Origin of the sequence: Thiorhodococcus minor (assembly GCF_010820565.1) — a bacterium.
Classification (GTDB): domain Bacteria; phylum Pseudomonadota; class Gammaproteobacteria; order Chromatiales; family Chromatiaceae; genus Thiorhodococcus; species Thiorhodococcus minor.
In genome coordinates this window covers 1-14144 of sequence record NZ_JAAIJQ010000112.1, presented here as the reverse complement: position 1 = coordinate 14144, position 14144 = coordinate 1, and the positions used below count along the sequence as shown (strand labels likewise).

9 protein-coding genes are annotated in these 14144 nt (G+C 64.2%); 3 read left to right on the top strand and 6 right to left on the bottom strand.

Going from position 1 to position 14144, the window contains the following annotated elements; genetic code table 11:
- Positions 1-660 precede the first annotated feature (660 nt).
- Both G3446_RS23525 and G3446_RS23520 read right to left on the bottom strand, forming a co-directional pair.
- Positions 661-1083 (bottom strand): hypothetical protein, encoded by a 423-nt coding sequence (locus tag G3446_RS23525; RefSeq protein ID WP_164455909.1) that lies wholly within the window; start codon positions 1081-1083, stop codon positions 661-663.
- 182 nt (positions 1084-1265) lie between these two features.
- Positions 1266-1805, bottom strand: coding sequence for a hypothetical protein (locus G3446_RS23520; RefSeq protein WP_164455907.1), 540 nt, complete (start codon positions 1803-1805; stop codon positions 1266-1268).
- A 1019-nt stretch (positions 1806-2824) separates the two neighbouring features.
- Here G3446_RS23520 and G3446_RS23515 point away from each other — a divergent pair.
- Entirely contained in the window at positions 2825-3265 is a 441-nt protein-coding gene (locus G3446_RS23515; protein WP_164455905.1) for a response regulator, read from the top strand.
- A gap of 61 nt (positions 3266-3326) precedes the next feature.
- Here the strand turns inward: G3446_RS23515 and G3446_RS23510 are convergent, their stop codons facing one another.
- The 4 genes from G3446_RS23510 to G3446_RS29290 all read right to left on the bottom strand — a co-directional run bounded on the left by G3446_RS23510 (position 3327) and on the right by G3446_RS29290 (position 10998).
- On the bottom strand, positions 3327-7829 hold the full coding sequence (locus tag G3446_RS23510; RefSeq protein ID WP_164455903.1) for a chemotaxis protein CheB: 4503 nt from the start codon (positions 7827-7829) through the stop codon (positions 3327-3329).
- 503 nt (positions 7830-8332) lie between these two features.
- Positions 8333-9790, bottom strand: a complete 1458-nt coding sequence (locus tag G3446_RS23505) for a glutamate synthase subunit beta (RefSeq protein ID WP_164455901.1) — start codon at positions 9788-9790, stop codon at positions 8333-8335.
- Between the two features lie 348 nt (positions 9791-10138).
- Positions 10139-10552 carry a CBS domain-containing protein gene (locus tag G3446_RS23500; RefSeq protein WP_164455899.1) on the bottom strand — a complete coding sequence of 138 codons (414 nt, stop codon included), beginning with the start codon at positions 10550-10552 and terminating at the stop codon, positions 10139-10141.
- Positions 10553-10620: 68 nt separating this feature from the next.
- Positions 10621-10998 carry a DUF1540 domain-containing protein gene (locus G3446_RS29290; RefSeq protein WP_425338428.1) on the bottom strand — a complete coding sequence of 126 codons (378 nt, stop codon included), beginning with the start codon at positions 10996-10998 and terminating at the stop codon, positions 10621-10623.
- A 495-nt stretch (positions 10999-11493) separates the two neighbouring features.
- Between G3446_RS29290 and G3446_RS23490 the strand changes: the two genes are divergently transcribed.
- Positions 11494-12288 carry a DUF2189 domain-containing protein gene (locus G3446_RS23490; RefSeq protein ID WP_164455895.1) on the top strand — a complete coding sequence of 265 codons (795 nt, stop codon included), beginning with the start codon at positions 11494-11496 and terminating at the stop codon, positions 12286-12288.
- Between the two features lie 559 nt (positions 12289-12847).
- Positions 12848-13759, top strand: coding sequence for a DMT family transporter (locus G3446_RS23485; protein WP_164455911.1), 912 nt, complete (start codon positions 12848-12850; stop codon positions 13757-13759).
- Positions 13760-14144 lie beyond the last annotated feature (385 nt).

Here is a 14144-nt window from a genome sequence, read left to right as displayed (position 1 = left end):
TGGTGCGGCTGTCGGCGGCGGCCCCGGAGGGCACCGCGCTTGGCAGGACCTCGGTGATCGTGCGGGTGCCGTCGGGGCGGTGGTGGTCGTGGTGCGCGCCAGGGGGTCGCTGACGCTGAGTTTTTCCCGCCATTGAGTAAACTGTCACCGGAATTCCTTGCGTGTCTGTGGCCCCGCTCCCCTCCCGCGTCCCCGCAGGTCGGGCAAAGGCAAAAGGCAAGACCTGACACCGTCCTTGAACGTCCTTGAACGTCCTTGAAAGGCAAGACCTGACACCGTCCTTGCATGACACCGTCCTTGCACAGCTTCGCTAAGCGCTGCTTTCGGCCTGACGTCGGGGCCGGAAGTGGTCGGCGTCGTGAAGCAGAGCTTGGTCGCCGAGGTCACGAAGCAGGAGCTTCGCGACCAGAGCGGTCGTGGCCGCCGTCGGCAAGAACGTCACCGAGCTCAAGGCCGGCGATCGGGCGGACGCGGGAACGCGGGATGCATGGTCGACAACTGTCTGGACTGCGAGCGCTGCGAGGAGGGAGAGGCGCAGTATTGCAGCGAAACGCTCTCGCCTTCACCTACGGCTATCCGGATCCACAGGCCGCGCCCGCTGATGCCAGCCGATTTCGACCCGAGAGGCAAGGTCGGCCAGGCTCAGAGCCCATCGGTACGCTACTCGGGTGGTTTGTCGCTGCAGGGCGGCCTCGGATCTTGGATGGATTCGAGATCCCTGATGTCCATTCGCTGACGGCCGCGAAAAAGAATCCGTTCGTCGTCATCACGGCAAAGATTGCCTTGGCCCTCGGCGTTAACAGTTCGATCAGGGTTAGCTCTAGCCGGTCTCCTTGCCGCTGCGGTCTTCCGGCGGGTAAGAGACATCAAATGATGCATGTATGTCCAGAGGTCTTCAGCGAGCTGCCTGGTCTTGGCCTCCTCCAAGTGCAGCCCTTCCGAGGCATAGTGCCGCGCGATCGTGTGCCTGTGTCTCTCGACGAAGAGCTCCTGGTCGAGGCAGCGATCCGCGACGATGCCGTCGAGTGCTTGGTCGTCTTGGACCAATCGATGAAACACGAAAGTTGGATCGAAGTTTGGCATTGCGATGTCCTTGCAGCGGTGGCTCCAAGCCTTGAGCAAGCGGCCGTTCTACTGGCCGGTTGGAATGGCTGGGGACGGTTGGCGAGCAGGCGATGATGGCGCCGCGCGGCATGCCTGCGCCGGGGAAGCGGGCCGATCGATGGCATCCATCCGGGCCGCAGGCGCCGCAAATCCCGACGGCCCTAGCGCACCTGCTCCGTGAGCATGGCATCTGAGCCAAATCGCCCGCCGTGAATCAGCTCCATCGCCGCCCAAAGCAAGCGGAGGACAGCCGCGCGGCAGGTGGGATCTTCAAGCTTGATAAGGCCGGTATCGATGCCTCGCACGACCTCGATGGCGTTGATGGCCGTTATGAATTTGAGCTGCTCCGGCTCGCACATATCGAAGAACTGCCGCGCCTTGGCAGCCAAATCGGCGATTCGAGCCATGGTTGGTGATGCGTTGACTTCTTCTAGCAGCTCCGCGCACTCGTTCTGATCCATGAAGATTCCTTTGAATTTTGGGCTGCCCCGAGAAGACGCTCTGAACAGCGAACGCAGTGCCTCAATGCGATCCCGAGCAGTTCTGCGACCCGGTGATGCGTCGCTGTACTTGATTTGGCTTGAGCTGCGTCGTTTGCGTTCTGGAGAGAGGGTGCGCACTGGATGCGCGCGGCGTCTCAGCGGGCTGCGTTCGCGGCAGCGTCGGCCAACCGCACGCAGGTCTTGGCTGGACTGCAGCATGCGGCTTTACGTAGAGCAGCTGCCCAACCGCGCGACACGCGACTGGCCTGCTTGCACATCGTTGCTGCGCGGCGATCTCAGACACCCTTGGGGATGAGAGAACATCGGGAAATCCACCACTCGCTTCGCCTTTCGGCAAAACAAAGAGGCCACCTCGAGGAACGCGAGCATTGGCCTCTCCCTCCATCGCAACCGGCCAGCATCGATCATTATTCTTTATGCTTTGATGCCGCTTCGCGGGGCTTTTGCCCCGCAGTCCTTCGGACACTTCTCGAGCCGCAGCAAGCCACCTTGGCTTTTCTTCTTGGTGTCGATGCTGAGGCTGCGTGCGGTCCCAGTGCCTTCTCCTTCTTCCTCCGAGCATACTTTGCTCAGCTCGAGCCGCCGCCTTGGGACATGGCATCCCTGTTTGGCCTTGAGTCTCCTGATCGGCCCGACTGCGGCGGCCTAACCGTATCCGGCCCGGGACTGCTCCAGCGAGATAATCAGCACCGAGGTCCCCAGCACGGAGAGGGTGACGAGGATCCATTTGAGCGTCTGGCTAGAGGTCGGTCTCTGCCGAGCATGCACCCTTGCGTCATGCCCGCAATCGCGGCGGCCACCAGTCGTCTCCCGCCTAGGCTGATCCGTCCCGCAGCCGCCCTCGCCCCTTGGCGCATGAGCGCCGCCCGCTCCAGTCTCGGACAGCGAAGCGACGCGCGACCGCTCATCGGTCGCTGAGAATCCGTGTCTCGGCATGCCAGGTCTCCCATTGCGCTCGGTCAGCTCTGCTCAAGCCGTCTTTGACAAATCGTGGCGGCATCTCACCCAAACACGAACGGCCGGGGCCTGCTTGCACATCACAGGGGCTTCGATCGCCCCGGCCGGCACGCTGGGTCCTTACTGCCTTGCAATACCCTAATGGCGCTAGGGTATCGAGGGTATTGTGGAAAGCCGAGGGTCGTCTCAGTAATACTACCGAGACCGTGCATCCCGCTGCCGCCCCTGGAGCACGCCCACCCCGGAGGAGCACTCTCGTCGTGTGCATTGAAGCCCCGAGCTCACAGGATCCGTCATTGCCGGAAACGGAGGGCTCCGCGCGCGCCCCCTCGAGCGCAGCGCCCAAGCGCGTGCTCATCGTCGACGACCATCGCGATGTCGCCGATTCCCTCGCCGCGCTCGTCTCGGCGCTCGGGCATGAGGCAAGCTGCGCCTACTCCGGACGGCATGGGCTGGAGCTCGCAAGGACATGCGGCGCGGATGTCGTGATCCTCGACATCGGCCTGCCGGACATGCATGGCGTTGAGCTGGCAGCGAGCCTCCTCAGCGCATGTCCCGACCGCCGACCCAGGATCATCGCGCTCTCAGGGCACGCGGATCAGCGCACGGAGTCGGGGCCGAGCACAGCCATCGAGGAATGGCTGACCAAACCTCCTGACATCGCGGCGCTTGAGGCCGCGATCGCGGGCAAAGCGGCCTAACGCGCTTGGCTCGGGGGCTCGCTGGACCGGGTGGAAGCAGCAATCGGACTCAGCAAAGCGCTCAACGCTTGGACAGATGAGGTTGTAAGACGCTCAGCGTCAGAGGCTTGAGGAGTCGCGCATCAAAGTAGCGCGTACTCTGGGCCGTGGTCGGCGGATCCGTCTCCGCATAGCCGGTGACGGCAACCACCTTGATCCGCTGTCGGCAGGGCTCTTCGGCCAGCTCCCTCGCCACCTTGTAGCCATCGACGTCTGGAAGCCCGAGATCCAGCAGCAGCAGATCCGGCGGCGCCTCGCGCACCGCCGGGAGCACGGCGGCACCGCTCTCGAGCGTGCGCACGCGGTGCCCCAACCGCTCGAGGAGGCCCGCGAGCGCCGCCAGGACATCCGCGTTGTCGTCGACGATGAGGATGTCGAGCGTCTCGCCCTGCTGCTTGGCAGCATCGATAGCCCCATGGGTGCCATGCCCGTCTTGACCGTGATCGACTCCGGCCTCGTAGGCCTCCGTCAGGAGCGGCAGAGAGACACTGAAGCAGGCACCCTTGCCCGGACCATCGCTGGCCGCCTCAACCTCACCTTTGTGCATATCGACAATCTGCCTCACCAGGGTCAAGCCCAGCCCAAGACCCGCATTGGTGCGCTCGGGGTGGGACGGGGCCTTGTCGAAGATATCGAAGACATGCGGTAGCAGGTCACTCGGAATGCCCTTTCCGTCGTCCTCGACGTCGATCCGAGCACGGTCACTGTCCTCGCGCCTGATCGACACTTGGATGTGTCCGCCCTCGGGCGTATACCGGACTGCGTTTCTCAAGAGATTCGAGAAAACCTGGGTCAAGCGCGTTCCATCGGCCAAGACGAATAGCGGCTCCTCGGAAAAGGCGACCGAAAGCCATTGCTGTTTGGCGTCGGCGTCCTGACTGAGGGCGTTGACGGATTCCTGCACCAGCTCCTGGAGATGGTGACGCGCAATCGACAGGTTGAGCATGCCGCGACGCACGCGCGCCAGGTCCAAGAGATCGGCGACCATGCGCTCGAGGTGAACGACCTGACGATCGATCATGTCCGCCGCCCCGGCGACATCCAGGCTCTGGCCGTCTCCCATCCGCATGAGCTGCACGGTAGAGCGAATCGGCGCCAGCGGATTGCGCAGCTCATGGCCGAGCATCGCCAGGAATTGGTCCTTGCGCCGGTCGGCTTGCTCAAGCTGTTGAGTACGCTCGCGCAGCCGTGCCTCCAAACGCTTCTGCTCCGTGACGTCGACGAGGGTGCCAACGCAGCCACGCACCTCCCCCTGCTCGTCGAACAAGGGCGCCGCATAGGTCAAGAGCTCGGTTTGCGATCCATCGGCGAACTGAATGACCTCCTCGAAGCCGCTGATCGTGCGGCCCTCGGTCGCTGCGATCTGCATTGGCAGCTCATCCGCGGCGAGCTCTCGGCCGTCGTGGAAGACACGAAATCGCAATTCCTCGGCATCCGGCCCGGACTTCGAGGGGTTGCGATCGGACGCGATGCGCAGCATCTGCGCACCGGCAGAATTCATCACCATGTCCTGGCAGGCGCGGTCGCGCGCGAAGAAGATTCCGACGGGAGCCGCCTCGAGCAGTGCCTGAATCTCATCCAGATGGCGCCTGTTCTCCAGATTCAGATGCTCCAGGCGCTCTTCGGCGAGGTGGCGCTCGGTCAGGTCCGTGACCAGGGCGAAGAAGCCCAGGATTTCGCCGTTCTCGTCGACATCCGGAATGTAGTCCGCGGAGACATAGCGCTTGCCGCCCTGCGCGTACTCGACCCAGCGCTCGAGGTGTATCGACGATCCGGCCAAGGCCTCGTCCATGTGTGGCCGGATGGCGGCGAAGGCCTCGTCACCGAGGACATCTGGCACGCACTTGCCCCGCGCGGCCTCAGGATCGACCCCGAACCACTCCTTGTAGACGGCATTGTTGGAGCGGTATCTGTAGTCTCGGTCGATGTAGGAGATGAGCACGGGAAGAGAGTCGGTGATACGGCGCAGATGACTCTCGCTCTGACGCAAGGCGACCTCCATGCGCTTGCGCTGGGTGATGTCGGTGAAGGTCACGACCACGCCTTCGGTGTGGCTATCTTCCGTGCGATAGGGCGCCACGCGCCGGAGAAACCACCGACCGGCCTGACTGCGCATCTCATAAGGCTCCGCCGTCTGACCGGCGATGACGGCGCGCGCGTCCGCCAAGAGGGCCTCGTCCTCGAAGGACCAAGTGATGTCGGTCACGAGCCGCCCGATGTCGGAGGGGATGAGCCGCATGAGGTCACCGACCGCCGGGGTGTAGCGGCGGATGCGCAGATAGCGGTCCAGGAAAACCGTGGCGATCTCCGTGCTGACCAAGAGGTTGCTCAGATCATTGTTGATCTCTTCCAGCTCCGTGACCTTGTCCTCCAGCTGGCTGTTGAGGGTGGTCAGCTCCTCGTTGAGTGACTGCAGCTCCTCCTTGGAGGTCTCGAGCTCCTCGTTCGTCGATTGGAGCTCCTCGTTCATCGAGAGGTCCTCCTCGTTCGAGGCCTTCAGCTCCTCGTTGGAGGTCTCCATCTGCTCGATGGTGCTACGCAAGTCATCCCGCGTGCCCTTGAGCTCCTCCTCGAGCTGACGCACCAGCGCGTCCTCGCCGCCGTGGCGCTCCATCTCACCGTCATCGCCGCCCTCGTGCTTGCCTTCGTCTTGGAAGGACACCAGCAGCAAACCGGCGGACGCGTCGGCGTCGCGGATCGGCGTCACTGTCACGACGACCTGATACCACTGCTCACCGCGGCGAATATGCGCGCCGCGACTCACCACCTGGTGCTGCTCGCTGGCGGCCTGGCGCAAGGCATTGCGCAGCTTGCCGCGCACGCCTTCCGCGGCGAGCTGCAGCAGCTCGTCGGTCGGCTCGCCGGGCGCGGGGCCGAGGTAGTCGCGCACCGGGCCGTGGAAGTAGAGGACGTGATAGGCGCGATCGACGAGCACGGATGCCGGGGTGAAGTGCTCGATCAGGGTCTTCTGCGTGAGGGCGCCATAGCTGCCATCCCGGCGGCCTCCTCCAGGCTGAGCGGCACTCACCCGACGCGGCAGCGAGGGCTCGCTCGGAAATTCGAGATTGGATGGCGTCGCCGTATCGATGCGCTGATAGATGCGCCATTTCTTGGACAGCGGTGTGAACAGGCGCGAGTCCTGCCCGGCCGTCTCGGAGTTGCCGAGAAAGAGGTAGCCCCCCTTCCGCAACGAGAAGTGGAAGAGCGACAGGATCCGATCCTGATGCTCTGGCTCGATGTAAATCAGCAGATTACGACAGCTGATCAGTGACAGGCTGGAAAATGGCGGATCCGTGAGCAGGTTCTGCGGCGCGAAGATGACTTTCTCGCGCAGACTCTTCTTGACCTGATAGCGGTCCCCCCCGCGCGTGAAGAAGCGCTTGAGCCGCTCTGGGTCGACGTTCGCGACCAGGCTCTCCGCATAGATCCCGGCGCGGGCCACCTCGAGGGAGTCTTGGGCGACATCCGTCGCAAAGACGATGAGGTTGTTGGCGCGCCCTTCGGCCTCTGCCGCCTCAGCGAGGATCATCGCCAGGCTGTAGGCCTCTTCGCCCGTCGCGCAGCCCGGCACCCAGGCACGCACGGCCTCTTCGCGCTTGCCGATGCGCGCGAACAGCGCGGGAAGCACCTCCTCGCGCAGCACGGCCCAGGCCTCGGGCTCGCGGAAGAGCTCGGTGACGCCGATCGGCAAATCCTTACCGAGTGCGCGGACCTCCTCGCCGTCATCGCGCAGCCGAGCATGATAGGCGGCGAGCGTCGGCACATGCGCCAGGCCCATGCGGCGCAGGATGCGCCGATGCAGGGTGCCGCGCTTGTAGCAGCGGAAATCACAGCTCTCGCGCGCGATCAGCAGGGCCAGAATGCTGTCGAGATAGTCCTGGTCCTGCTTGGCCTCCTCGATGCGCCCGCCCTGTTTGCGGAAATGCTCGATATAGCGCTTGAGCACATGCGGCATCTCTTCGACCGGCAGCGCGTAGTCGACGTCTCCCGTTCCGATGGCGCTGCGCGGCATGCCGTCATAGGCCGCGGTGGAGGGGTCCTGCGCCAAGACCATGCCGCCGCGCGCCTTGATGAGTCGCACCCCGTAGGTCCCGTCGGTGCCCGTGCCCGAGAGGACGATACCGATGCCGCTTTCCTGACGATCGTCGGCGAGCGAGCTGAAGAAGCGGTCGATGGGCATGCGCAGGCCGCGGCGCTCCGTCGGCGCGCTCAGGTGCAAGACGCCGTCCGCGATGGTCATCGCGGCATTGGGCGGGATCACGTAGAGCTGATTGGGCGCGACCTCCATGCCGTCGCTGACCTGGACGACCGAGAGCTGCGCATACTTGCTCAGCAGCTCCGCCATGAGGCTGTCGTGGGTGGGATCCAAGTGCTGCACCAGCACGAAGCCGGCCCCCGTATCCTTGGGCATCGCCTGAAAGAGCGCGCGCAGGGCCTCTAGACCGCCGGCCGAGGCGCCGATGCCGACGATGGGAAAGGGTGGCGTGGGTGCTTGCGCTTCGGGGCCTGGGTCTGTTTGATCCAAGGTTCGGGCTCCTGCAGCATCTTGAGCGGTAAAGCGCCTGCGGCCCCTCCGCGTTAGCGCTCCTCGCGTCCGGGACCAAGCCTTGTAGATCCGCACGCAGGCAAGCGCTGTATTCGCCGGTAGCGCCAGGGGGCTGGGAGATCGGCAGCACCGCGGCGCTCTCCCGAGGCAGGCATCTAGAGAAGCACGGAAGCCATTCGGTGTCGAGTCTCTGCGGTGGGACCTACGCCCGGACTCGGACTGCCGCAGGGCGTCAAGATCGCCGCAACACCGAAGTGATCCGAGGGATAGCGTGCGCCGTCGCCACCCGGAATCGGCTCGAGACCGAGTCGCCACATTTGATCGGGCTGTCAGGCTCGATCGGTCCCAGTCAGCAGGACGCAATCGCAGCGCATGGGGCCGGAGGACTTGCCGAGCGAGGCCCGCATCGCGTTTTCATCGTCAGACATCGTGAGGCCGGGCTCCTCGGGCTGGACCGCGCGCCAGCAGATGACGGGTCTCGATCAAACCCGCGGCAGCTCGCTCCGACCGCGAATGTGACGATCGACCGCCTGGGCGCACTGACGCCCCTCACGAATCGCCCAGACGATGAGGGACTGCCCGCGACGCACGTCCCCGCAGGCGAAGACGCCCCCGCGGCTCGCGCGATAGTCGCCGTCGCCGGCCGCGATGTTTCCCCGGCTATCCAGCCGCAGATCCAGCTCGGCGATGACATCGCCATGCGCGGGATGCCGATAGCCGATCGCGATCAGCACGAGCTGGGCCCGCAAGAAGCGACGCTCGCCGGTCACGGACTCACGCTGCCAACGACCATCGTCCGCCTGGGTCCATCTCAAGCGCTGCAGATCCACCCCCGAGACGCGCTCCCCTTCCGGTCGCAAGCCAACCGTCTCCCAGCCCCAGAGGCGCCGCCCGCCCTCGGCGTCATGGTCGTTTGGCGTCAGCTCGGGCACAGGCCCCGGCCAGTGCCTGAGCACGTCGCCGTTACGTGGAGGCTCGGCGTGATACTGGATCTGGGTGACGCTGCGCGCGCCCTGCCGAATCGCCGTGCCGACACAATCCGAGCCCGTGTCTCCGCCGCCGATGACCACGACATCCAGCCCACGCCCATCGATCGGCGGCAGGCGACTGCCAGCTCCCCGATCGAGAGCGCGATTTTGTCCGGTCAGGTAATCAAGCGCGAAGTGAACGCCACTCAGGCTGCGGCCCGGAACAGCGATGTCCCTGGGCGTGCTCGAGCCACAGGCCAGCACCAGGATGCCCTCGTCCTCCATCAAGTCCTTCGCGGCGACGTCGACGCCGACCTTGACCCCGGCCCGAAAGCGCACGCCCTCCCCTTGCATCTGCTTGAGGCGCCGATCCAAGACCTGCTTTTCAAGGCGAAAATCCGGGATGCCGTAGCGCAGCAGTCCGCCAATCTTTGGCGCGGCTTCGTAGACCGTCACATCGTGACCGGCCCTCGCAAGCTGCTGGGCGCAAGCCAGCCCTGCCGGGCCAGAGCCGACGACGGACACCCGTCCCCTGGACTGCTCCAGCGACGCCTCGGTCGGGCGCTGCGGCTTGACCCATCCACGGCGCCAGGCACGCTCGATGATCGCCAGCTCGATGGCGCGGATGGTGACGGGCGCCCCGCTGAGCCTCAGCGTACAGGCATCCTCGCAAGGCGCGGGGCAGAGGCGCCCGGTCAGCTCGGGAAAGTTGTTGGTGGCCTCGAGCTGCTCCCAAGCGGCTCGCCAATGGCCTTCGGTCACCAAAGCGTTCCATTCTGGAATCTGATTGTGCACGGGGCAGTAGCCGTGGCACCAAGGCAGGCCACAATCCATGCAGCGCTCGCCCTGCTCGGCCAATTCCGCGTCGGGCAACAGCGCCTCGTACTCCTGCCAGTGGCGGATACGGCGGCCTGGGGCCTCACGGTCAGGATCGACCCTCGGGGTACGCAAAAACGCAGTCGGACCATGCATGATCGTCACCTCGCTCAATATCTGGGCGGATGCAGGCGTTTAGGCGATTGCCGGAAGCTCGTACGCCAGGTGGCGCCGAATTGAGGTCCACCTTCAAGGAACGCCGACAGCAGCATAGCCGAGCTATATGTGACTGGCGGGGCGACCCGGAAGGCGGACGTCAAGGCAAGCCAGATGGTATGGGAATTGACGGAAATCGCTTTAGCGAGCTGTCATGCCGGACAGCGGATGCGCAGCGCTGCTCCCGCGACATGTCGATCGGTCATCGGGGTGCGAATTGCCGCCGGCGAGCCGCCTGGAGGCGCCACAGCGACGCCATGATGCCTCCCCACCGACCGACGACGCGGTCTAGAGGTTGCCGCGTACCTGCCGCACCTCCTCCGGCTCCGGACCAGAGAAGGCTTGGGGAATGGTCAAGGAGTCGATGACCGCGAAGGCGTCGATCATCCCGACCAGGTCGTCGTCCGTGCTGGTGACGCAGATCGCCGGCTGCCGGCTGCTGCAGATCAGGCTGCGCACATCCTCCAGGCTGGTCTCCATACCGCAACGGAGGGGGCTTCGGTCCATGGCCTCCGCGACCGTCCGGGCGCCCTGCCCGCCATCGGCGCGACTGATGGCAGCGACCAGGTCGCGCAGCGAGAGGCTGCCAACCAGACGCGATCCGACGCACACCGGCAGAAGCCAGTGACCGGCGCGCGTCATCTCCTCGATCGCTCGCTCGATCGCAGAGTCCGGGTCGAGTGTTGTGAATTGCGTCCTCATCGTTTGAATCAGTGTCATTGTCGGTACCTGCGCATGAATTGCTTGGATTCGTCTCGCGAGCGACTCCCTCAGTCACGGGCTGCATCCTTGTCCGCGGAAAGTGCTGGGCGACGAGCGAAGGGCATCTCCCTGGCTACTCGGAGTCGCTGGGACGCCAAGTCCCCTGTACTCGGAAGGTTGCGCAATCCGCTGAGCGCCCCTGGATCGCGACCTCGATGCGCGATGTGATCCGCGGTACAGGCGAGATCGTCGTTGAAGCTGCAGCTCATCACCTTGCATGCACCGACCCCGGCATGGATCTGCCGGTGAGTCTGGCCAGCCGAGTCGTTCAAGCAGGTGTCGCAGCTGGGATGCACGCCGTCCCCGATGGTGATTGCCTTCGCGTGACAGCTCTCATCGACGTTGTAGGCACAACCGGCGGCGCCGCACTGACACACCGCAGGCATGTCCAAAGTGGTTCTCATCGCTCTCCCCCGACCGGCCGCTCGCCGGTGGCTGGTTGTGTTTGAGAAGCGGAGCCATTCCAGACCTAGAATTAGGTGAGCGGCTTCCATGCCAAGGTCGAGGCGCCACGCAAGACAGAATGGCGGCGATGGCCCGCGAGCGGCGAACGAAGCGGACTCTTGGCGATGACGACGCGGGAAACGGCGTTCAAGCCGAACAGCGTGAACGGGTGATACGAGCCAATAGCCGGTTGCTTTGACCCGGCGCGGACAAAGAGGTGCCCCTTGCCCCGGGGCGTCGTCCGCGCGAGGAGGATCTTGGCAGGGCCGTTGCTGCTCACAGACACACCCATTGCCGACGCGACGCGCTAGCGAGCCAGCTCGCTGCTATGAGCCCGCGACCGAATCGCCTGGAGCTCGATCCTCGAGCCGAGCCGCTGTCGAAGCGCGTGCGCGCTCGCGTCGTCGAAGCATGTGCCAAGCGCTAGGAGGATGATGATGAGCACCTACACACTTTCTACAGAGCATCTACCACGAAGACAGCTCGAGATTCGCTCACTTGACGCGTCGAGGCCGCTGGAATGGCTGCGTCTGGGCTTCGCGGACCTCAGGGCCGCGCCAGTCCTGAGCTTGACCTACGGCCTCGCGGTCGCCGGTCTCGGCGGGCTCTTCGCCTATCTCGCAGCCGGGGCCGATGCCTTCTATCTGGTGCCCTTCCTGTTCAGCGGCTTTCTCATCGTCGTGCCCGTCTTGTCCATGGGCCTCATGGCCGTGGCCAAGCTTCGCGAGACTGGCCAAGCCCGCGACACCGCAACACTCCGCAAGATCTTCGACCTCAATCGCCCCAGCACGACGATGATGGGGATCTTCCTGCTCCTCGTCTTCGTCAATTGGATCATGCTCTCCAATCTGGTCTATGGCGGGGTCTTTCATCAGATCACGCCGACCTACGAGCGCGTCCAGCCGCTCCCTGTGATGTTCAGCGAGAGCCTCCCCTTCTTGGTGGTCTATGCCGGCATCGCCATCGCGCTCGCCGCCTTGGTCTTCCGCATCACGGCCTTGTCCGTTCCCATGCTGCTCGATCAAAGGATCGACGCCTTCAACGCAGCCTTCGCCAGCTGGAAGGCGGTCGGGGAAAACTGGAAGCCAATGTCGCTCTGGGCCCTGATCATCGCGGCACTCTGCACCCTCGGCCTCCTGACCTACTTCGCTGGCCTCGTCGTCATTGTCCCCTGGCTCGGCTATGCATCCTGGCATGCCTATCGAGACACCATGGCTACGCTCAAGCAATAGGCGCGCGGCATACGGCAGGGCCCGGCGAGGTCGTTGACCGGAGCGCGGTTTCCTCGCGTGCTCGGTGGCCTCGTCCGCCCGGTCACGAAGAAGACCTGAGGCGATTTCCGAGAATCTTCGTACCAAACGTGATTGGATCAGGCGCCGTTAGACAGGCATTGCGTGGGAGCGCCGCCCCCGCGCGACTGAGACGGTCGGAGCAGGCCTCGTCGCGCCGGGGCGGCGCTCCCACGGGTCGAGCCTTTTTTGGTGCCGTTCTTCTTGGCGACCTTTGGACCTTTGCGGTTCGAATCGCCGAATCTCGCTTGGACGGTCGCCGCTCGCTCGATGCATGAATTGGATGCTGGAGTCGTGTCCTCCTCATGCGCGGGAGCTTCGCACCGCAGGCACATCAATCGGCATAGGTGAGAAAGACGATGCTAAGGCAATTGCCGGAAATTCCTATACCAGGTGGCGCCGGATTGAGGTCCGCCTTCAAAGGAGCGCCGACAGAAGCATTGCCGGGCGATGTGACTGGCGGGGCGACACAGAAGGCGGGCGTCAAGACAAGCCAGATGGTATGGGAATTGACAGAAATCGCCTAAGTCCGGCATTCGTCTTAGTGGCAGCCCTATTCTGGGGCCTGGCCGGCGGCATCGGTGGCGTTCTGATGACCGACGGCTGGGCCCCTTTTGTGGTCTCGTTCTACCGGGGCGCAATCGGACTCTTGTTTTTCCTTGCCTGGCTCGCGGTGAGTCCGCGCGGCAGCGGACTGGCAAGTGGTCGATTGTGGCTGTTGTCCGCCATCGCCGGCCTGGGCATCACCGGGAACTTCGCCTTCTATTTCATCAGCATCAGAGAGAGCAGTGTCGCCGTTGCAGCGACGCTGATGTACTGCGCGCCAGTCTTCGTCTATCTCGCGTCCTTCGCGCTCAGGCTCGAACGACCCACTGCGACCAAGTGGGCCGCGATCGCCTTGGTAATGCTTGGCGTCGGACTGCTCACAAGGGTCTACGAGACTGGACCTGACGCCGTCACGCTGATTGGCGCCGTCGCGGGCTTGCTTGCGGGGCTGTCTTACGCGGTCTTCATCTTCGGGCTCAAGTATGCAGCGCCACACGGCAGTCCGCAGGCGATCCTTGCGATCGCGTTCGCGGTACTGGCCATCATCCTCATCTTGCCGAGCGATATCGAACAGACCTCTGCCGCCCTAAGCGCACCAAGCTGGCCGCTCTTCGCGGCATTGGGTGTGCTTGGCGCAGGATTTTCCTTCACCCTCTACATCTTCGGCCTGAAGCGGATCGCGCCGGCCGTTGCGTCGATTATGGCAATGGTCGAGCCGGTGACCGCCTCGCTATTCGGTGTGGTGCTCCTCGACGAAAGCCTGACCGGCGGGCAGATTCTCGGCATCGCATTGATATTGGCGACGGTGACCGCGCTCAGTGTGAGCTCAAGCGCTCGAAAGCCGTCCTCCGAAGTCGCGACTTTCTGACTTGAGCACGGCTCGGCTCCACGTCTTGCGCGCCTGCAAGGCCGGCGCTCTCGAAAGAAGGCTGGCGAGCGGCTTCAACCTGAAAAGAGCTGTTGAAACGCAAAGGGCACGACGCGCGCGAAGTATTTCAATGGGCTGCGGAGTGGATCTTAGTCACCCAGCGCGTGAAAGAGCCGCATCGATCAGCCCCTTGCTCTTCTTCGCGTGCTTTGCGACTGAGCGGCTCAAGTCGCCGAACTTAGGTTTAACTGTCGCAGGATCAAGCTCGCGAAGCGCAGCTTCTTCTCGCGGGTGGCGCGGCCAGAGCTCATATCGTTACCCACATCTCGCCCCTCGTTCGTACACGCCAGCTTTGCGTTCGACCTCGGGGGGTAGACATGGAGGT